At 69.6% G+C, this 18,607-nt stretch carries 18 protein-coding genes, 1 tRNA gene and 1 pseudogene; 5 read left to right on the forward strand and 15 right to left on the reverse strand.

Annotation, left to right across the window (positions count from 1 at the left end; genetic code table 11):
• Both D0D28_RS27375 and D0D28_RS27380 read right to left on the reverse strand, forming a co-directional pair.
• Positions 1–181: transposase (locus tag D0D28_RS27375; RefSeq protein ID WP_162831205.1), on the reverse strand; the 181-nt coding region annotated here is incomplete at its 3' end.
• A gap of 113 nt (positions 182–294) precedes the next feature.
• Entirely contained in the window at positions 295–1,188 is an 894-nt protein-coding gene (locus D0D28_RS27380; RefSeq protein ID WP_116113589.1) for a LysR family transcriptional regulator, read from the reverse strand.
• 142 nt (positions 1,189–1,330) lie between these two features.
• Here D0D28_RS27380 and D0D28_RS27385 point away from each other — a divergent pair, with 142 nt between their 5' ends.
• Positions 1,331–1,816 (forward strand): ester cyclase, encoded by a 486-nt coding sequence (locus D0D28_RS27385; RefSeq protein WP_116113592.1) that lies wholly within the window; start codon positions 1,331–1,333, stop codon positions 1,814–1,816.
• Positions 1,817–2,082: 266 nt separating this feature from the next.
• On the opposite strand, the gene D0D28_RS36305 is transcribed toward D0D28_RS27385, so the two are convergent.
• The 8 genes and pseudogenes from D0D28_RS36305 to D0D28_RS27420 form a co-directional block, all read right to left on the reverse strand.
• A complete protein-coding gene (locus tag D0D28_RS36305) occupies positions 2,083–2,430 on the reverse strand; it encodes an FAD-linked oxidase C-terminal domain-containing protein (protein WP_205413371.1) in 348 nt (115 codons plus the stop codon).
• A 650-nt stretch (positions 2,431–3,080) separates the two neighbouring features.
• Positions 3,081–3,473, reverse strand: a complete 393-nt coding sequence (locus D0D28_RS35850) for a hypothetical protein (RefSeq protein WP_162831206.1) — start codon at positions 3,471–3,473, stop codon at positions 3,081–3,083.
• A 13-nt stretch (positions 3,474–3,486) separates the two neighbouring features.
• Positions 3,487–3,801: pseudogene (locus D0D28_RS27395) on the reverse strand (RHS repeat-associated core domain-containing protein); the annotation flags it as partial.
• Between the two features lie 984 nt (positions 3,802–4,785).
• Positions 4,786–5,373: a hypothetical protein gene (locus D0D28_RS27400; RefSeq protein WP_116113595.1), complete on the reverse strand. Its 588-nt coding sequence runs from the start codon at positions 5,371–5,373 to the stop codon at positions 4,786–4,788.
• Positions 5,374–5,474: 101 nt separating this feature from the next.
• A complete protein-coding gene (locus D0D28_RS27405) occupies positions 5,475–6,524 on the reverse strand; it encodes a NucA/NucB deoxyribonuclease domain-containing protein (RefSeq protein ID WP_162831207.1) in 1,050 nt (349 codons plus the stop codon).
• 530 nt (positions 6,525–7,054) lie between these two features.
• Positions 7,055–7,127, reverse strand: a tRNA-Ala gene (locus tag D0D28_RS27410).
• A 104-nt stretch (positions 7,128–7,231) separates the two neighbouring features.
• On the reverse strand, positions 7,232–8,011 hold the full coding sequence (locus tag D0D28_RS27415; protein ID WP_094006688.1) for a DsbA family protein: 780 nt from the start codon (positions 8,009–8,011) through the stop codon (positions 7,232–7,234).
• A gap of 5 nt (positions 8,012–8,016) precedes the next feature.
• Complete coding sequence (locus D0D28_RS27420; RefSeq protein ID WP_094006689.1) at positions 8,017–8,523, reverse strand: MauE/DoxX family redox-associated membrane protein; 507 nt, start codon at positions 8,521–8,523, stop codon at positions 8,017–8,019.
• A 119-nt stretch (positions 8,524–8,642) separates the two neighbouring features.
• On the opposite strand from D0D28_RS27420, the gene hrpB reads away from it, so the two are divergent.
• Positions 8,643–11,006: an ATP-dependent helicase HrpB gene (gene hrpB / locus D0D28_RS27425; protein ID WP_116113600.1), complete on the forward strand. Its 2,364-nt coding sequence runs from the start codon at positions 8,643–8,645 to the stop codon at positions 11,004–11,006.
• A gap of 437 nt (positions 11,007–11,443) precedes the next feature.
• Here hrpB and D0D28_RS27430 read toward each other — a convergent pair whose 3' ends face one another.
• A complete protein-coding gene (locus D0D28_RS27430) occupies positions 11,444–12,223 on the reverse strand; it encodes an ion transporter (RefSeq protein ID WP_116113602.1) in 780 nt (259 codons plus the stop codon).
• 89 nt (positions 12,224–12,312) lie between these two features.
• Between D0D28_RS27430 and D0D28_RS27435 the strand changes: the two genes are divergently transcribed.
• A complete protein-coding gene (locus D0D28_RS27435) occupies positions 12,313–13,224 on the forward strand; it encodes an ABC transporter ATP-binding protein (protein ID WP_094006692.1) in 912 nt (303 codons plus the stop codon).
• A complete protein-coding gene (locus D0D28_RS27440; protein ID WP_116113604.1) occupies positions 13,224–13,982 on the forward strand; it encodes an ABC transporter permease in 759 nt (252 codons plus the stop codon). Before D0D28_RS27435 ends, D0D28_RS27440 begins: the two co-directional genes overlap by 1 nt.
• Before the next feature lie 2 nt (positions 13,983–13,984).
• On the opposite strand, the gene D0D28_RS27445 is transcribed toward D0D28_RS27440, so the two are convergent.
• Genes D0D28_RS27445 through D0D28_RS27455 form a run of 3 tightly spaced genes read right to left on the reverse strand, consistent with a single transcriptional unit; the run spans position 13,985 to position 17,462 of the window.
• Positions 13,985–14,635, reverse strand: a complete 651-nt coding sequence (locus D0D28_RS27445) for a response regulator transcription factor (RefSeq protein ID WP_116113607.1) — start codon at positions 14,633–14,635, stop codon at positions 13,985–13,987.
• Complete coding sequence (locus D0D28_RS27450) at positions 14,632–15,333, reverse strand: ATP-binding protein (RefSeq protein WP_116113609.1); 702 nt, start codon at positions 15,331–15,333, stop codon at positions 14,632–14,634. The genes D0D28_RS27445 and D0D28_RS27450 overlap by 4 nt, the downstream gene beginning before the upstream one ends.
• A complete protein-coding gene (locus D0D28_RS27455) occupies positions 15,282–17,462 on the reverse strand; it encodes a histidine kinase (RefSeq protein WP_346009501.1) in 2,181 nt (726 codons plus the stop codon). Before D0D28_RS27455 ends, D0D28_RS27450 begins: the two co-directional genes overlap by 52 nt.
• On the opposite strand from D0D28_RS27455, the gene D0D28_RS37065 reads away from it, so the two are divergent.
• A complete protein-coding gene (locus D0D28_RS37065; RefSeq protein ID WP_240323375.1) occupies positions 17,383–17,829 on the forward strand; it encodes a hypothetical protein in 447 nt (148 codons plus the stop codon). The genes D0D28_RS27455 and D0D28_RS37065 overlap by 80 nt on opposite strands.
• 58 nt (positions 17,830–17,887) lie before the next feature.
• Here D0D28_RS37065 and D0D28_RS27460 read toward each other — a convergent pair whose 3' ends face one another.
• Positions 17,888–18,589 (reverse strand): dienelactone hydrolase family protein, encoded by a 702-nt coding sequence (locus D0D28_RS27460; protein ID WP_116113613.1) that lies wholly within the window; start codon positions 18,587–18,589, stop codon positions 17,888–17,890.
• Between the last annotated feature and the right edge of the window lie 18 nt (positions 18,590–18,607).

Here is an 18,607-nt window from a genome sequence, read left to right on the forward strand (position 1 = left end):
GCGTCGCGGTCGGCGACTCTTCAGCTCTCTTCTTTTTCTCGGCCGTCACCCAGTTATGCACCGTCTGCGCGACCAAATCAAAATCGCGCGCCGCTTCGGTATAGCTCAGCCCGCCCTCGAGTACCGCGTTGACGACCTCAGCCTTCAATTCCGGCGAGTACTTTCTCGGTCTCCTTGCCATGAAACACTCCTCCGGGCTCCTCCGCCAGTCTACTTGGAAGACGTGTCCGGAGACCTCGGAGCACATCACCGCTGAGGTGCGCCACTCCCTTCCCGGGACAGGTTGACAACGGCTCAGTGAGGTGGTTCCTTCAGGGCCCGTACGACGGCTTCATGGGCTTCTGTCGCGTCATTTCGGGTGACCGCCATGATGCCCCGTCCGAGCCAGTTCGGATCGTCCACGCGTACCAGGGTGATGTTCTCCGGGACGACCGGGGCGAGGATGTCCGGAACGACGCAGATCCCGAGATCGGCGGCGACGAGTCCGAAGCGGCTGTGCCACGTCTTCGCACGGAAGGCGATGTGCGGATCCGTGAGGGTGGGCCAGGCTCCGAACTGGGGCTCGTCACGTGCGCCCTTGCCCACGATCCAGGGCAGATGGGCCAGTTCACGCACTGGCACGGCGCCTTCGACCGCGGCGAGGGTGTGCCCGGACGGCACGGCCACCATCAGTTCGCCACCCGGCAACGGGGCGATGTGCAATCCCTCCAGGGCCGGCTGGGGCAGGCCGGGCCCGGAGGCCACCACCGCGACGTCCAGCCGCTTGCTGATGACCTGGAGCACCAGCTGCGGGGAGGAGGCCTCCGTAAGCGTGAACGACAGCCGAGGCTGCTGCTTCAGTGCTCTGGCCAGTGCGAAGGGGAGCAGGGCGGCGTTCGCGGCTGGGAAGGCCCCCACGCGGACCCGCACCTCAGGGCCGTGAGTCAGTTCGTCGAGCCGTTCACTCAGCCGGTCAAGGCCGGCAAGAGTCTCAGCGGCGAACCGGGCGACCAGCTCTCCCGCCGCCGTCGTCCGGACGCCCCGCGCACCGCGCACGAAAAGCGGCTGACCCGCGGCCTTCTCGGCAGCCGCCACCTGCCGGGAAATGGCGGGCTGAGAATAACCGAGGGCGCGCGCCGCACCGCTGAGAGAACCGTGAGCGGCCACCGCGCGAACGACATTGAGAGCGCTGAGACTGAGTTCGGGCACAGCACCACTTTAGCCGCCCAGCCATGCGCGGCTGTTATGGGAGCAGACCGATCATTGCATGCCCTGGATACCCACGAACGGCGCGTTCACGGTGTAGCGTCGGATTCAGCGACAACGCCGCTGCTCGTGAAAGGAAATCCCGATGAACGAATTCATTTCTCCTGACGACACGCGTTACGACGAGCGGGCGCGTGCCCTGGTGCGGATCGGCCGCGAAGCGATCGCCGTGGCCGACGATGAAAAGCTGGACGCGTACTTCGCCGACGACTTCGTTTTTCACGGGCCTGATGGCGATCTGACGTACCCGGAGCTCCGTTCCTTCTTCGAGGCCATGCGTGCCGCGTTCGAAGGATTCGCGTGCGAGCGGCGCACCATCGTCAGCCAGGGTCAGTACATCGGTTGTCACACCTCGATGTCGGGCCGTTTCACCGCGCCTTTCACGGCGTCCCCGATCGGCACGATTCCGCCGAACGGGCAGCCGATGCGACTCGAACTCATCAACATCTTCCGCTACCACGAGGACGGCAAGCTGGCCGAGGAGTGGGTGCAGTACGACAACCTCGGCTTCCTGCGTCAGCTCGGGGTCGACCTGACTCAAGCCCCTGCGCGGCCGAGCGTCTCGGCTTGAGACCCGTCTCGCTGTCCGTTCACGGCGCGTCTGAGGGCGCCGAGAAGGTCTTGTGCTGGTTGCGGCGCCGGAGTCGACCTGCTGGAGGTCTCGCCCGATATCGGTGCCCGGACAACTCACGCGCCTGCGCAGGTTGAACCCGGGGAACCGGTTCACGGGCCGCGCCGAGGGCGCCACCGGCCGTCCGCTGAACGGCACTGTGCTGACCCGCCCGAGGTGATTGATCTGCATCCAGATCCGCGCGTCACCAGCATGCACGGTGTCGGTCAAAGCACGGAACTCGCCCAACGCGCGGTCATCGTCGAGGACGACATTGCGCGGCTCGACCAGCCCATCATGCGCCCCGTTCCATGCCCGGCTTTGAGTGAGCCGCCTCGTCCGAGGACGAGGCCGACCATGTCGTCGGCGAACCGCGGGAAGCGGTCGAGCGGCGCGGCGTCGCCGAGGCGCTCAGTGAGCATGAAGTGGATGTTTCCGTCTTTCACGTGGCCGAAGATGACGCTGTCGCGGTAGTCGTGCCGATCGAACAGGATATTCAGTGCCTCACAGGTCGGCAGGATTTCGGGGACCGGCACGACGATGTCCTTGAGCAGAGCGGTCGTCCCGGCGGCCACGCTTCGGCCACCATCGCGTAGAGGCCGTTGCGTACGTGCCAGTGCGCCGCGCGCTGTGCGGGGTCGGCGGACAGTGCCGTCGGCACGACCGTGGGGATCGCGGCGAGCGTGCCGACGGCCGCGACCGACGAGGCCGCCGGCTTCGTCGGCGGTGTCCGCTCGACGGCGAAGGCTTTGGGTGTCGCGTCGGCGGCGTGTTGTCCGACGCGCAGTGACGTCGCGGCGAGCAGTTCGATTGTGGCCGGGATGGGTCCCCACGAGGTCGTTGTATCCCCCGCGGCCTCGCCTCGACGGAGAGCCTGATCGTGGAGAGCGTCGAGCGGTACGGGCTGCTCTCCAGCGCGTCCCGCATGGACTCGGCGGAGACGTCGCGCCAGCTTTACCCTCGGCACCTACGCTCATAGACACATATGGTGAGGGCAGATTCCTTGACAAAGAGACTTGCCAACGGCTCCCTCTTTCGAGGTATTTATGATAATAAATGAGTGGGTTTTCCGCAAGTCACAGAGCGTTCAATGCTGCACTTGATACGCCTTTCTACAGATTGTCGACTGATCGTTGCTTGCTGACGACCGCCATCAGTTCGGGTCAACTTCCTCCCTCCTGACGAATTATTGACGAATGCCAAGAGGCAGGTTGAGCCCTTTGCGTCACCGGGCGTCGCGCGTCAAAGGCCGTAACGACAGACCTATGACCACTACTGCGGCCAGCAGCAGTAGAACGTGCACAATAGTCGCGGTCGAACTACTCAATTCGGCGGCAGTGGTGACCCAATCACCAGCGCTCCAGCCGCACCATGCCGCCAACGCAGCGATTGCCCCCACCAAAACTGATTTGCCTCGTGCAAGTTTGCGCCTTTCGCTCAGATTAGCAATACCAATGATTAGCAAAGACAGCGCAAGGACGAGGGCTGAGACAATCAGTGCCACACCCCCATCAGCTACTGTTGCCAAGATCGCCAAAAGCGCCAGGAAGGCCGCCTCGACGAGGAGGAGGCTGGCCACCCCCGTCCGCCGAGACTGGCCAGCCTTCCCATCGTTCATTCTGCTAGTCACCTCATTCGGTCATCAGAATCAGCATTTGTTCACGGCGTCGGTCGCGCCGATCACGATTCCGGCGAGACCTCCACCTGTGGCACCAAGTCCCACAGCTCCGCCAGCGATAGCAGTCGCGATCGTGCCTCCGACAACGCCCTTGGCGAAACTGCTGCGAAACACACAGAACCGTCGTCCACCAGCTCGCACCGGTCGGGTCGACGTTTCGAACTGGATTGCCCGCCGCGTAGGCGTATCGGTTGGGTTCCTGGTTGGTGGGGTCGGGTTGGGTGAAGCGAGCCCAGGTGGGGTTGTAGTAGCGGTAGCCGGTGAGGTAGGCGCCGCCGCGCCTGTCCTACGACCGGCTCGGCAACCTCACGCTTTGCGCCTGGTCGAGCAGGACGGCCACGAGCACACCGGTTGGTGAGTGACACGTGCGTGGGTGCACCAAGATCGCAGTCGGGGACGGAGAAGATCCATTCGGGCGCCACGTTGGCGGCAGCGACGTTGGTCCGTGGCCCTCTACCTCGTCGAGCCGTTTCTTCACGCCGTCGAGCAGCCCGCCGACAGCATGGTCGAAGAACTCGTCGAAGTTGTACCGGGTTCTTCTGAGTCCTTGCGCCGGGCCTGTACTTCCTCTTGCAGCGTCGCCAAGCCAGCACGTTCGGGTCCGGCGGTGCCCCCAAGCTGTCGGAGATCCGCGCCTTCACCGCACTCGCCTTGCGCTGGTCATCCTGGAACGAGATGAGTAGGTACGCCTGGCAAACAAGCAGACGGCACACCAGCGCTACCTCGTCCTGTCCCAGCCCGGCGCTAAGGAGCGTCCTCATTGCACGGTCTACGGTGGGCCCACACGCCTCGGCTCCGGGTCCGTTGAGTGCGACTCGCCTCGCCACCCCGGCGTACTGAACGAACACCGCGCGCAGATTCGTACTTCCCGATGTCGACCGCGTCCCGATCAGCCACGTGGCGGTAGACCACCGCGGGATGCACTTCGAGCTCTCCGCGAGCTCCCGAATCATGTACGGGTTCAACATACCGTCGGCACCCATGCGGACCCGCCACGACGCTGCTGCTTCACCAGCGCACAGGCTCACCCACTGTGAACGTGTCGCTGGTCCAGTTGGAACGCCGCGTGGACGCGGCCATCGACGAGTTTTCGGATCTCTTGGAAAGTACCGCTGTGTCTCGGTTCGATCTGCACCCTGCGCGCAACGACGGACTCGCACTCCAGCCTGCAACTCGTTCTGACCGGCGCCTCGTTGAGCTCACTCAATCAGCATCATGGGCCAAGTTGTCGAAGGGCCCGGTTGAGCATCTCCTAGCGCTCGTCCTGGTTGCGCTGATCGCCAGCTGCAGTTTCGGCGCTTGGGGCGGCCGACCGAGCATTCTGGTTCAGGCGGAGCCCGTAACCACATGCTGACGTCGCCTTGATGATCAGTGGCGGAGCTGGCGGCTGCGGCCAGACCACGAGGTGGAAGCTCTCCCCCGAGTCGTCGACTGCCTGGTCGAAATGGCGGTCTCGGCCGCTGGCGTGGATGCGCACCCGGTAGGAGCCCGGTCCGGCCGCGCTGAGGACGGGCAGCTCTATCCGGGTTTCGCCCGGGCGGTACTCCAGCTGATCGACCCGCAGCTCCCCGTTCGGGATTTCCAGGCTGATTTCCGCGACATCGTCCCACTCCGCGAGGGCGGTCCACTGCTGAGGCGTTTCAAGGGCCGGGCGGGCTTCGGCGGCGTCCACGCTGACCGTGACGTAGCCGCGGTCGACTCCGGCATAGAGCAGGGCAGCTGACTGCATGACCCCAGCCACGCCAGTCGAGTAGTCCATCGCCTCAAAGGGCGTTTCAGCGTCGGCGTCGCCGAGCACGAAGGAGTGATCTTGGACGTACACGCTCGCGGTGTCGCTCATGCGGCAGCTCCCCAGTGTCCCGTCGCCGTGGTTTCAGATGTCGCCGCGGGAGCGCGCGGCTCCCGCGGCGACATGGTACTCAGCTTGATGGTTCTGGCAGGCTAGGTTCCGACACCAACGCGGTAGGGGTCTGCTTCAAGGACCCGGTTGTCGTAATAGAAGCCGACCATGATGCCGCCCTGGGCATTGTTCTCAGTCGCGGTGATCATGCAGGCGCTCGCCCCGGTCGGCCCGGTCACACCCGTGGGAGCGTTGATGTTGCAATTGTCAAAAGTGCGCCGGGTGCCGCCCGAGGCTAGCCCCTCGTACGTGCTGGCGAGCGGGTACTCATCGCAGCTGAGACCTGCGATGCTCGGGGCGTCGCCGCACGCCAGGTTCCGGTTCGTGCTGGTCCGGGTTGGGTCCGACGTGCGGTGGAGCGGTGCAGCGAAGCTTGCCCCGGGCAGTCCCGATGCCTGTGCCCTCGATACGTGCGATGCGAGGCTCGGGTAGCTGCTCTGGCTGTAGAGCACCTGCGCCGGGAACCACCAGACGACGCAGCCGACGCGAGCCGGTCGGGCACCGTTCGCGCCGGTGGCGTTGTCGCAACGTACCTCCTCCAGCGAGGAAGTCGTCGTTACAGGGTTGTAGCCGGGTGTGGTGAATACGAGGTTCCACGTGGTGGTGCAGTTGCCGATCGCGCCAACAGCAGTCGCAGTGGTTGTCGCGCCGGCGTAGCCCTCTCGCAGAACGCCGTTGGTCGGTGACAGCGACTGGATCGGAAAGGTGTTCGGCCCCTGCGTCGTGCATTGATTGGTGGCGGTCATCGAGCCTGACACGCTGGCGGTAGCCGCGTCACCCCATCCTGACATTGGGGCCACGCCGATCTGGTGCTGCCACGACGGCAAGTCAGGTGACGAGAACTCGTAGTCGTAGACGTTCATCATGAGCTCGCCGGTCTTGGTCGTGACACCGTTGACCGTGCGCGTGGTGGTCAGTCGCAGTCCGTAGAGGTTGCACGCTTCCGTCCGCGATGCGGAGACCGGGATGTTATTCCCGCTGTCGTTGCACCAGATCGGGAATGGGAGCGCGTCAAGCGTTGAAAGATCACTAGCAGGTTTGACGGCTTCAACGGGAGTGACGCATTCGCCACCGTGGTCAACTTCGGTCACCCGCGGCCCCGCGCTGACGAGGGCAGCAGCGTTGCTTCCCCGCCCTCACCCGGGATCGACGACGCGAGCACCAGGCGTGAGGCCCAGAATTTCGTGGTTCACCGGCCAGCCCGTCCCGGCTGTCGCCGGCTAGGAGAAGCGCGGCACACCATGGGCTCGCGGCCACCTCTACTCTCGAGACCGCTTCTGGGAGCCGGGGCGGCGCAGCCCGACTCTCCCGCGTCATTCGCTGGGTCACCGGTTGGGCCACACATGTGGCTCGATGAGCGCTGTGCTTGGCACGGCTCGCGCAGCGAACCATGTGTAGCCGGATCACCGCCAGCTGGAAAACTCGGGAAGACCACCCGTATGGCTGACGGTCTGAGACCAGTTCACGTGACCCCATTTGCCGCCGAGCCAGCCGCTGCCCCAGATTTGCCCCAGTTACTGAACGGTAACTGAAGCTGGATCCACGATGGACGAATGTTCGGCGAAGCGAAAAAAATCGCCCGACCTGCACTAATGTTCAGGTCGGGCGATCTTGACGACTGTGGAGCTAAGGGGACTCGAACCCCTGACCCCCACACTGCCAGTGTGGTGCGCTACCAGCTGCGCCATAGCCCCGGAGCGAAGTTGAACTCCGCATCTCGTCTGCGACTACTTTACATGACACCGGTATGGCCGTTGCGCGGGGGGTCGGTCCTGCGGGACCGACCCCCCGCCAGGGGTCATCCGGCCTGGTTGACCAGGTTCGTCAGCCAGCCGTCCTGCGTCCAGTTGATCACCTGGCCGTTGTGCACGACCGTGGGCGTGCCCTGGAAGTTCGGGTCGTTCGAGACCTGGGTCAGGGCGTCGTCGAGCTGCTGGTTGTACGTGCCGGCGTTCACGCACGTCGCGAACTCGGGCGCGGTGATGCCCAGGTCCTGGCCCAGTTTGATCAGCTGGGCCTTGTCGTAGCCGCGCTTGCCCTCCTCGGGCTGCGAGGCGAACAGGCTGTCGTGGTACGGGGTGAACTTGCCCTGGTCCGCCGCGCACAGGGAGGCGTTCGCCGAGTCCAGTGAGTAGCCCGGCGGGTCGGACTGCTTGGTCAGCAGCGGGATCATGTGGTAGGTGACCTGCACGTTCCCGGCCTGGATCTGCTCCTCGATCTGCTTGCCGTACCGCTGCTGGAGCTGCGCGCAGTATGGGCACAGGAAGTCGGCCCAGATGTCGAGCTTCACCTTGGCGTCGGCGTTGCCCGAGACCACCGTGACGCCCCGCCGCTCGTCCGCGGTGTCCAGCGCGGCCGACGCGGTCTGGGGCGTGATGGTCGTGCCCTCGGTCTCGTTCTTCGACGCGTTGGTCCAGATCACACCGCCGATGACCACGGCGGCGAGCACCACCACGGCGACCACCGACACGATCGTCTTCCGGCTGGGGCCGCCACCGCCGCGGGCCTGGGTCACCGCCCGGGCCCCAGCGCTCTGCTGCTGGCGGCGCTTGCGCGCGGACCGTTCCGCTCCACCCACGTTCTTCAGATCCTCTCTTTTTCCATCTCGACCTGCGGCGCCCCGCCGCGGAGCCAGCCGTCCAGCGCGACGCGGGTCGCCGGGCGCACGATCAGCCAGCAGGCCAGGACCAGGAAACCCACGTCGCGGGCGATTTCCTGGGGGTACCGGGTCTGTCCCGCCGCCACCTCGCCACCGCCGCCGAAGCAGCCGCAGTCGATGGTCAGCCCCCGCGCCCAGGACTGGGCCACCCCGGCGATGAACACCACCAGCAGCACGGCCGAGACGATGGCCACCCAGCGCGTCGCGAGCCCGAGCAGCAGGAACGCGCCCAGGACCAGCTCCAGCAGCGGCAACGCGGTCGCGACCGGGTGCAGCAGCGCGTCCGGCAGGACGTCGTAGGCCTTGACGGCCAGGTACGTCTGCCCGGAGTCGCTGATCTTGACGATCCCGGAGACCAGCCACACCGCGGCCAGGCCGAGCCGCACGAGGGTGCCGACGGCGTCGAGCACGGAGGGGGACGGGCGGAACACGGCCCCAGGCTATCGGCCCGCCCTGAGAAACCTGTGAGTTCCGGGGCCCGCGCGCGAATGCCATACGTCCGGGTGACCAGGGACTCAGCCATCACCCACCGTCTACGGTTGCGGTCGCCATGAACCTGCCCGATCTCCCCGTCCGCGCGGTCCTCGGCGAGCTCGCCGCCGCCCTGGACGACCACGGCACCGCGGTGCTCGTCGCACCGCCCGGAACCGGCAAGACGACGCTCGTCCCGCTGGACCTGATGGCCCGCTCGGACGGCCGTGTCGTGGTGGCCGAGCCGCGCCGTCTCGCCGCGCGGGCCGCGGCCGCCCGCATGGCCGCGTTGCTGGGCGAACCGGTGGGCGAGACGGTCGGCTACTCGGTACGCGGCGACCGGAAGGTGTCCAAGCGCACGCGCGTCGAGGTGGTCACCTCGGGCCTGCTGGTCCGGCGCGTCCAGAACGACCCCGAACTGCCCGGTGTCGCCACCGTGCTGCTCGACGAGTGCCACGAGCGGCACCTCGACGACCGCCCGCTGCTCGCCCTCCTGCTGGACGTGCGCGGCGGGCTGCGCGAGGACCTGCGGCTGCTCGCGACGTCGGCCACCGTCGCCTCCGGGCGGCTGGCGGAGCTGCTCGGCGGGGCGCCGGTGGTCACCGCGCGGGCCCGCACGTACCCGGTCGAGACGACCTACTTCCCGCCCGCCCGCGGCGAACGGATCGAGGCGTGCGTGGCCCGGGCGGTGCGCAGGGCGGTCGCCGACGGCGACGGTGACGTCCTGGCGTTCCTGCCCGGCGCGGGCGAGATCGCCCGGGTGGCCGGCATGCTCGACCTGCCGGGCGTGGAGGTCCTGCCGCTGCACGGCCGGCTCGCACCCGGCAAGCAGGACGCGGCGCTGCGCCCCGGTGACCGTCGTCGTGTAGTGCTGGCGACCGCGGTGGCCGAGTCGAGCCTGACCGTGCCGGGGGTGCGGGCGGTCGTCGACTCCGGGCAGGCGCGGGTGCCGCGGGTGGACCACCGCCGTGGGTTGCCCGGCCTGGCGACCGTCCGGGTGTCGGCCGCGGTCGCTGAGCAGCGGGCCGGCCGGGCCGGGCGCGAGGCGCCCGGCCGCGCGTACCGCTGCTGGCCGCAGCACGAGCAGGCGGCTCTGCCGGCCTACCCCGAGCCGGAGATCCGCACCGCCGAGCTGGCCCCGCTCGCGCTGGAGCTGGCCTGCTGGTCGACACCGGACGGCGCGGGCCTGTCCTGGTGGGATCCGCCACCGGACGGTCCGCTCGCCGCCGGCCAGGACCTGCTCCGCACGCTCGGCGCTCTGGACGGGAACACGGTCACCGAACGCGGCCGTCGCATGGCCGAGCTCGGCCTGCACCCGCGTCTCGCCCGTGCGCTGCTCGACGGGGCCGCCGAGGTCGGCGCCCGTGCCGCCGCCGAGGTGGTGGCGCTGATGGACGCCGGCGGCACGCTGACCGATGTCGAGGCTGAGCTGCGCCGTCTCCGCGACGACCGCGGGTCCCGCTGGCACGCCGAGGTGCGCCGCTTGGAGCGGCTGGTGCCCGGCGGCCCGGACGCACCCGATCCGGCGCTGGTGGTCGCGCTCGCCCACCCGGAACGACTGGCCCGGCGGCGGGGGGCGGATTCGCCGGTCTATCTGATGGCCGGTGGCACCGCCGCCGAGCTGCCCGCCGGTAGTGGCCTCGGTGACGCCGAGTGGCTCGCGGTCGCTGAGGCGACGCGCGACCCCGGCCGCGCCCACGGGGTCATCCGGCTCGCCGCGCGCGCGGACGAGGAGCCGGGCGTCCGGGCCGCGCCGAACCTGGTGACCGAACAGGACGACGTGTCCTGGAACGGCGACGTGGTGGCACGGCGGGTGCGACGGCTGGGGGCGATCGTCCTGCGCGACCGGCCACTGCGCGACCCGGACCCCGCGCTCGTGCGTGCGGCCCTGCTCACCGGGCTCCGGGGCGGGGACGTCCTGACCTGGCCTCCGGAGGCCGAGCGCTTGCGGGCGCGGATCTCCTTCCTGCACGACGCCCTCGGCGCCCCGTGGCCCGCCGTGGACGACGCCGCTCTGTTGTCCAGAGTGGACGAGTGGCTGGAGCCCGAGCTGTCCCGGGCCCGCCGCCGGGCAGATCTCGCCCGGATCGACACCGCGTCCGCCCTGCGCCGTCTGCTGCCCTGGCCCGAGGCCGGCCGTCTGGATGAGCTCGCGCCGGATCGGATCGAGGTGCCCTCCGGGTCCCGGTTCCGGGTCGACTACTCGACCGGCCGGCCGGTGCTCGCGGTGAAGCTGCAGCTCGCGTTCGGGTGGCGGGAAACGCCGACGGTCGCCGACGGACGAGTGCCGGTCGTGCTGCACCTGCTCTCCCCCGCCGGCCGCCCGGCCGCGATCACCAGCGACCTGGAGTCGTTCTGGGAGAACGGATACCCGGCCGTCCGGGCCGAGCTGCGAGGGCGCTATCCCAAGCACGCCTGGCCCGCGGATCCTCGAGAACCGTAGGGTGGCACGGCACCGCCCGCCCCTCGGGCGCCGCGGAACCGCGGGACGACCCCACCGTCGGCACGGACGCCTCACCGATTCGAGGCAAGCCAAGCAGCGGAAGGCAGGCACGATCCGCGGCCCGGCGCGCCGCAGAACCGCGCCAAGCCCCCGCCCGAGGCGGGCAAACCCCGCCACGCCGAGGCGGGGCCGGCAGCGGGAGGCAGGCGTGAATCCCAGCCCGGCACGCCGCAGAACCGCGCCAAGCCTCCGCCCGAGGCGCGCAAACCCCGCCACGCCGAAGCAGGTCCAGCAGCGGAAGGCAAGCACGACCCCTGGCCCGGCACGCCGCAGGACCGCGCCAAGCCTCCGTCCAAGGCGACAGAACCCCGCCAAGCCGACGCGGGGCCGGCAGCGGGAGCCGGGCGTGAATCCCAGCCCGCCCGGCTCGCGGTGCCTCAGGCGCCGTAAGACCGCTCCGGCCGGGCCGGCAGGTCGCGTTCCAGCTCGTCGTTCTCGTCCTCGTGCAGGCCGAGCACGACCGCCTGGCGGATCTGCTCCCGGTTCTCCCGCACGACGTGGGCGAAGAACGCCTCCGTCCGCGGGTCGATCAGCACCTCGAGCATGACGCGCATCGTCGTGTCCACAAGGGACCTCAGGATCTCGTCGTGGAACGGGAGCCGGGACAGCCGGCCGGCCTGCGGGTCGTCCTTGATCTTCTCGGTGATGATGGCGCGCAGCGTCTCCCGGTTCTCGCCGAGTGAGCGGGCCAGGTTCTCCGGGTAGTTGCCGGTCTCGATGACCTTGACCACCTCGTCGAGCACCGCGATCGTGATCGGTTTCTTGATGGCCAGCACGATCGGCCGGGACATGCGCTCGACCAGCCGCTGGGTGAACAGCTCGCCGAACGCGCGATCGGCGGTGCGGGCCAGCCGCACGATCACGATGACGATCCTCAGCAGGCGGAAACTGCGCAGCGCGGGGTGCGCGATCGGGATCATGCCGAGGATCTCGTACCAGTTGCGCAGCGGAAAGCGCTTGTCCCACCCGGTGCGCGACCACCGCCACAGGAACTCGATCAGGAACACCCCGCAGATCGAGGTGTCGATGACGAAGATGCGGTGCGCGGTCTCGGGTGAGTGCGGGAAGAACGTCACGTAGACGACCAGGCCGACCGAGACGACGGCCAGCGCCAGCATGGCCACGTCGAGCGGGCTCACCCTGCGCCGAGAAATCATGGGCCGCATTCTGCCCTGCCGAAAGTGCAGTCGGGCGGACGCCCTTCGGCCGATGCGTCCCGGCGTGTCCGGTTCCTACGGTCGAACCCATGATCACGGTACACGCGCTGACGAAGCGCTTCGGCGAGAAAACCGCCGTGGACCAGCTCACCTTCACGGTGCCGCCGGGCAAGGTGACCGGCTTCCTCGGCCCGAACGGCGCCGGCAAGTCGACCACCATGCGGATGATGCTGGGGCTGGACCGCCCCACCTCCGGTGAAGCGCTCGTGGACGGCAAGCGGTACAGCGAGCTGCGGTGGCCCCTGCGCACCGTGGGCGCCCTCCTGGACGCCAAGGCGCTGCACCCGGGCCGCTCGGCGGTCAAACACCTGCTGGCGATGGCCCGCAGCAACGACATCCCGGATCGCCGTGTCGAGGAGGTGCTGGCCACGGTCGGGCTGACGGACGTGGCGAGCAAGCGTGCCGGCCAGTTCTCGCTCGGGATGGGGCAGCGGCTCGGGATCGCCGGGGCACTGCTCGGCGATCCGGGGGTGTTGTTGTTCGACGAACCGGTGAACGGGCTCGATCCGGACGGCGTGCGGTGGGTCCGCCAGCTGATGCGCTCGCTGGCCGCGGAGGGCCGGACAATCCTGGTCTCCAGCCACCTGATGAGCGAAATGCAGCTGACCGCGGACCACCTCCTCGTCATCGGGAAGGGACGCCTGCTGGCGGACGCCCCGCTGGGTGAGCTGCTCGCCGACGGATCGGTGGTGCGCGCCCGGTGCGCGACTCCGTCGGATGGCGCGCGGCTGGCCGCGGGGCTGCCCGGCGCCCGTATCGAAGGCGACTCCGTGCTGGTCACCGGGGTGCCGGTCGAGTCGATCGGCGACCTGGCCTTCGAGCGGGGCGTCCGGCTGCACGGGTTGAGCGAGGAACGGGCGTCGCTGGAGCAGGCGTACATGGAACTGACCGCGGACGCGGTCGAGTACGGCGTGGACTCCGCGCGGAAGGCTGGTGTGTGATGACGACGACCGCGGCGATCCGCTCCGAGTGGACGAAGTTCTGGTCCGTGCGCTCGACGTTCTGGGGCCTGGCCGGGGCGGTGGTGCTGATGCTGGTGTTCGTGCTGCCGTCCGCGACTTCCTTGGCCTACAGCCGCAGCACCGGCGGTTCGGCGCCCGAGCTGGTGGCTGGCGGCAGCTTCTACCTCGCCGAGTTCGCGGTGATCGCGCTGGCGAGTCTGTTCGTCGCCGGCGAGTACGCGACGGGCAGCATCCGCGCGTCGTTGCAGTGGGTGCCCGTCCGGAGCCGCTTCCTGGCCGCGAAGGCCGCGGTGCTGGCGCCGGTGTTGTTCGTGCTGGGCGTGGTGTCGGCGGCGGTGGCGATCGCGGGGGCGACCCCGTTGATGGACGGCTTCGGCCGCGCCGCGTCGACCGGAGAGATCATCCAGGCGTGTGCCGCGAACGGGGCCTACTTCGCGCTCATCGGGCTGCTGAGCCTCGGGATCGGGACGGCGTTGCGCAGCGTCGCGGGCGGCATCACGGTGGCGTTCCTGGTGATGCTGATGTCCGCGATGGTGGCCGGTTCGCTCGGGCTCGGGGTCGTGAACTTCATGCCGGGCGTCGCGGGAGCCGCGGCGCTCGTGCCGTCCGGGCAGCCGAACCCGGTGTCCGGTCTCGTCCCGCCGTACCCGTCCTGGGCAGGCATGCTGATCCTCGCCGCATGGGCGGCCGCCGCGCTCGCGGTGGGGCACGAGGTGCTGCGGCGACGTGATGCGTGACGTCATGTCACCAACCCCGCTTCGTAGGCGATGATCGCCGCCTGGACGCGGTTGCGGACGTCGAGACGGCTGAGGATCGTGCTGACGTAGGCCTTCACGGTGCCCTCGACCACGAACAGCCGCTCGGCGATGTCCGCATTGGACAGCCCGGCGCCGACGAGCGCGAGCACCTCGCGCTCGCGGGCGGTCAGGACGGCGATGCCGGCTCGGTCGACCGCGGCCCGGGACACGCGGTCGCCGGACATCTGGGCGATCACCCGCTGCGCCACCTTGGGCGACAGGAAGGCCGCCCCGTCGGCGACCGCGTGCACCCCGGCGAGCAGTTCGCGGGGGTCACCGGACTTCAGCAGGAAGCCGCTGGCACCTCCGGCGAGGGCGCGCTCGATGTAGGCGTCCTCGCCGAAGGTGGTCAGCATGATGACGCCGGTGCCGGGCAGCAGGCCGCGGATCTCCTCGGCCGCGGCGAGCCCGTCGAGGCGGGGCATGCGGATGTCGACGAGCGCGACGTCCGGACGGGTGCGCCGGGCCTGCTCGACGGCCTCGCGACCGTCCCCCGCCTCGGCGACGACCTCGATGTCGCCGTCCGCGGACAGGATCGCCGCAACGCCGGCCCGGATCATGGCCTCGTCGTCGGCCAGCAGCACACGGATCACGTCGGTCTCTCTTCTCGCTCGTCGGTCAGGAGTTCTTTGCTCACGAGCCGGTCGCCCGCGAAGCAGAGCCGGTAGGCGTCCAGGCGGAGCTGGACGATGCTGCGGCCGGTGCCGTAGTACTCGCACGCCAGCCCGGGCGGCTCGGGCGCGGTGACGTGCTGGTCGCGTTGCCGTTGTGGCAGGACGGGGGCGATCTCGGCGCGGGTCTGGCCGGGTCGCAGCTGCGCGTAGTCGGCGGGGTCGAGCACGGAGGTCTGCCACTGGTACTGGTAGACGATCCCCACCACGCCGAGGAGCCCCGCCATGATCGACGGCGGCACGATCAGCGCGGCCAGCAACGTCCGGCGCACCTCGCGCCGCGCCTGGACGTGCTGCCGCGCGGACTCGGACTGCACGGGTTGGACGGGCGCCGGCGCGGAGGCATGCGGTAGCCGTGCCACCACCTCGAAGCCGCCGTCCTTCGGCCCGGCGCGGAGGGTGCCGCCGAGCAGCCGGACGCGCTCGCGCAGCCCCTCCAAGCCACGGCGCCCGGAAACGATGCCCGGTAGCGGCCCGGCGGGCGGCGGCCCGTTGCACACCCGGACGACTGTCTCCTGGGCCGCGCGGTGAATCGTGACCGTGACGCGAGCGCCGGGGGCGTGCTTGGTCACGTTGGTGAGCGCCTCCTGGACCACACGGTAGGCGGCGCGTTCGACCATCGGCGGCTGTGCGTTTTCTCCGGCGCCGGGGTGGGTGTCCGAAGGGGGGAGTTGCGCGGGAGGTAGCGCGTGCGCTCGGGTTGGGGGTATCCCTTGGCTCTGCGTGGTTTCCCGTGCGGTTTCCTCCGCTGGCTCTGCCGTTGGCGCCTCGGCTGGGGCTTGGACAACGGGGTTTCGGGGTGGTGGGCGGTGCTGGACGCTCGGTTCTCGACAGTGTGTGAGGCAGGACTGTGTTCCGGCTTCGGTGCGGCAGGCGGATTCGGGTTTTGTGCCGGGGTGGCCGGAAAGCGGGGCGGCGGGTTGGCAGCCGGTGCTGGGTTTGGGGTGGAACCGGCGGCGGCCCGAGATGCGGCGGTGGCTTCTCCGGCGGTCGTCGGCTGGTCTTCGAAGGTGGGCGTCAGGCCGGATGCGCTGACAGGGCCAGAAACTGGTGCTTGTGCTGGGCTTGGAGCAGTCGATGGAGTGGAACCAGCGGATCGAAGTGCGGACTCGGTTTCTCCGGCAGGCGTCGCGTCGTTCTGAAGGCTGAAATTCAGCCCGGACGCTCGGGCCCGGTCGACAAGCGCGGACGGAGGTGCGGAGCCTGGTTCTTCAGCGGTCATTGAGTAGGCATCGAAGGTGGAGCTCAGTTCGGACGCACGGGTGCCGTCGATGAGCGCGGGAACGCCACCGTGGTGGACGACCACTGGAGTGGAATCCGCGGTCTGCGGAGGGGGACCAACCGCCTGCGGAGCGGAACCGGTGCCTTCTGGAGCGGAACCTGCAGCCAACGGAGCCGAGCCCGCAGCCAACGAAGCGGAGCTCGCGGCCTGCGGAGGGGAACCGGCGGCCAGCCGAGTGGGGCCGGCAGCCACCGGATCGGGATCTGCGGCCAGCGGAGGGAGGCTGGCGCCCCGTGGAGCGGAACCCGCAACCAGCGGAGTGGGGCCGACGCCCTGCGGAACGGAACCTACGGCCTCCGGAGCGGCACCGGCGGTCGGCGGAGCCGGACCCGCGGCCAATGCGGTTTGTGGAGTGAGGCGGGCGCTCTGCGGGGCGGAATCCCCCGCCAGCGGAGTGGGGCTGACGCCGTGCGGAGCGGAACCTGCAACCTGTGAAGGGAGGCGGGCGCCTTGCGGGGCGGACCCCCGCGCCAGCGGAGCCGGGCCGACGCCGTGCGGAGCGGAACCCGCGACGTGTGGCGGGAGGCCGGTGCCCTGCGGAGCGGAACCTGCGGCCAGCGGAGTGGGGCTGACGCCCTGCGGGATGGAACCCGCAGCCAGCGGAGTGGGCCCGGCACCCTGCGGGACGGAACCCACGGCCTGCGGAGCGGGGCCAGCAGGCAGCGGAACGGGACCCGCGGCCTCCGAAGCGGAACCCACGACGCCCGGAACGGGACCTGCGGCCAGCGGAGCGGGACCCGCGCCCAGCGGAGCCGAACCCACGGCCTGCGGGGCGGAACCTGCGGCCTGTGGAGGGAGGCCGGCAGCCAGCGGAACGGAACCCGCAGCCAACGGAGCGGAACCCACGGCCTCCGGAGCGGAATCCGCGCCCGGCGGAACGGAACCTACGACACCCGGAACGGGACCCGCGGCCAGCGGAACGGGGCCGACGCCCGGCGGAACGGGACCCGCGGCCGGCGGAGCGGAATCCGCGGTCGGCGGAGGGGGATCAGTGGGCTGGCGCTGGGCCGCGGGGACTCCGGCGTCGGCTGGGTGGTCGTCGAAACTGATGTTCAGTCCGGATGCTCTCGCGCGGTCGACCAGGGCTGTGATGCCTCCGTGCAGGGGGTCGACCGGTGGGGCGTCTTCGCGCAGGAGGCCGATGATCTCGCGCAGGCGTTCGGTTGCCGCGGCGGCGTTTTCGCGCAGGGCTTTGGCTTCGGCGTTGCCCGACATCTCCAGGGCGGCGGCTCGCAGGGCGATCAGGCTCAGCTCGTGGCCCAGCGAGTCGTGCATGTCGCTGGCGATGCGGGCCCTCTCCCGCAGTCTGGCCTCCTCCGCGACGATCCGTTGCCGCAGCTCCAGCTCCTCCGCGCGCTGCCACCCCGACCGGACCAGGTCGTCCCGCGTGCGCATGTACCGCCCGAGCTGCCACGGCAGCACAGCGGCGAACAGCATCACCCCGATCGCCGCGCCCCAGTCGGCCATCCCGTACCGGCCGATCGCCAGCGACAGCGGCACGCCGACACACCCGACGCCCAGGAACGTCACCAACGCGGGCCGCGCCGACTCCATCCGCCGCCCGGCCAGGTACGCGAACGGCACCATGAGCAGCACCGGCCACACCGGAACCCGCCCGCCGAAGCTGAACATCATGGTGAGACTGGACCCCACCGCGACGGTCAGCGACAGCCACGGGCCGCGCCGGGCGGCGGCGACCACGACGACGGTCGCCGCCAGCCCGCCGATCAGCTCCCACGGCTGGGCGTTGCGCCGGCTCTCGTACACCACCAGGGCGGCGGCCAGCGCGCCGATCAGCACTTCCGCTGCTCTTGCCAGGAATCTCCCCACGTGATCGGACGGTACTGACCAACGTGGACGGGCGGTATCTGTCGAAAGTCAGATTTTCGTGGTCACCCGATGAAATCCAGCACCTGCGGCCAGGACAGCGCGAAGGCCTCGGCGTTGACCGGCGTGCCGTGCCGCGTCTTGTTGGCGAAGCCGTGCTCGGCGTCCGGGTACACGTGGATCAGGCTCGGGCCGGTGACCCGTCCCTGCAGCGCCGACTGCAGCTCGTCGAAGCGCGACCGCGGGACCAGTTCGTCCGCCGCCGGGTACATCATCATCACCGGCGCCTTGATCAGGCCGGTGTGCGCGATGGCGTCCATGGTGTGGTTCGGCGGGGTCTCCCCCGGCACCGTCGGGTGGTAGGCCACCACGTTGGCGACACGGTGATCCCGGCCACCCAGGATCAGCGCGAACCGCCCGCCGAGGCACCACCCGATCACGCCCGCTTTCGCGCAGCCCAGCTCGCCGAGGAGGTGGTCCAGCAGCTGCGTCTGCTCGTCGAGGGCGACCGCGTCGTCCAGCCCGGGCATCTTCGCCAGCAGGTCGGCGATCGAGGTGTCGTCGCTGCTCGGGCCGTGGAACGGGTCCCACACCAGCGCGGTGACACCGGTCGCGGCGATCGCCTCGGCCCACTCGCGCACCTGCTCGCCGATGCCGGTGACCATCGGCAGCAGCAGCATCCCGGACTCGCTGCCGCCCGCGGGCCGCGCGAGGTAGGCGTTCAGGCCGTTGACGGTGAGCCGTGATGTTTCGATGTCCTGTGTCATGCCGCGACATTAGGCATG

Source organism: Amycolatopsis ruanii (assembly GCF_003385175.1).
Lineage (GTDB): Bacteria > Actinomycetota > Actinomycetes > Mycobacteriales > Pseudonocardiaceae > Amycolatopsis_E > Amycolatopsis_E thermalba.

Coding starts and splice junctions, on each gene's coding strand:
- D0D28_RS27450 (WP_116113609.1), bottom strand. CDS start 15,333: ATGGTCGAACGCGCCGCCTACCGTGTGGTCCAGGAGGCGCTCACCAAC.
- D0D28_RS27460 (WP_116113613.1), bottom strand. CDS start 18,589: ATGACACAGGACATCGAAACATCACGGCTCACCGTCAACGGCCTGAAC.
- D0D28_RS27455 (WP_346009501.1), bottom strand. CDS start 17,462: ATGGCCGACTGGGGCGCGGCGATCGGGGTGATGCTGTTCGCCGCTGTG.
- D0D28_RS27400 (WP_116113595.1), bottom strand. CDS start 5,373: ATGAGCGACACCGCGAGCGTGTACGTCCAAGATCACTCCTTCGTGCTC.
- D0D28_RS27430 (WP_116113602.1), bottom strand. CDS start 12,223: ATGATTTCTCGGCGCAGGGTGAGCCCGCTCGACGTGGCCATGCTGGCG.
- D0D28_RS27385 (WP_116113592.1), top strand. CDS start 1,331: ATGAACGAATTCATTTCTCCTGACGACACGCGTTACGACGAGCGGGCG.
- hrpB (WP_116113600.1), top strand. CDS start 8,643: ATGAACCTGCCCGATCTCCCCGTCCGCGCGGTCCTCGGCGAGCTCGCC.
- D0D28_RS35850 (WP_162831206.1), bottom strand. CDS start 3,473: ATGAACGATGGGAAGGCTGGCCAGTCTCGGCGGACGGGGGTGGCCAGC.
- D0D28_RS27440 (WP_116113604.1), top strand. CDS start 13,224: ATGACGACGACCGCGGCGATCCGCTCCGAGTGGACGAAGTTCTGGTCC.
- D0D28_RS27435 (WP_094006692.1), top strand. CDS start 12,313: ATGATCACGGTACACGCGCTGACGAAGCGCTTCGGCGAGAAAACCGCC.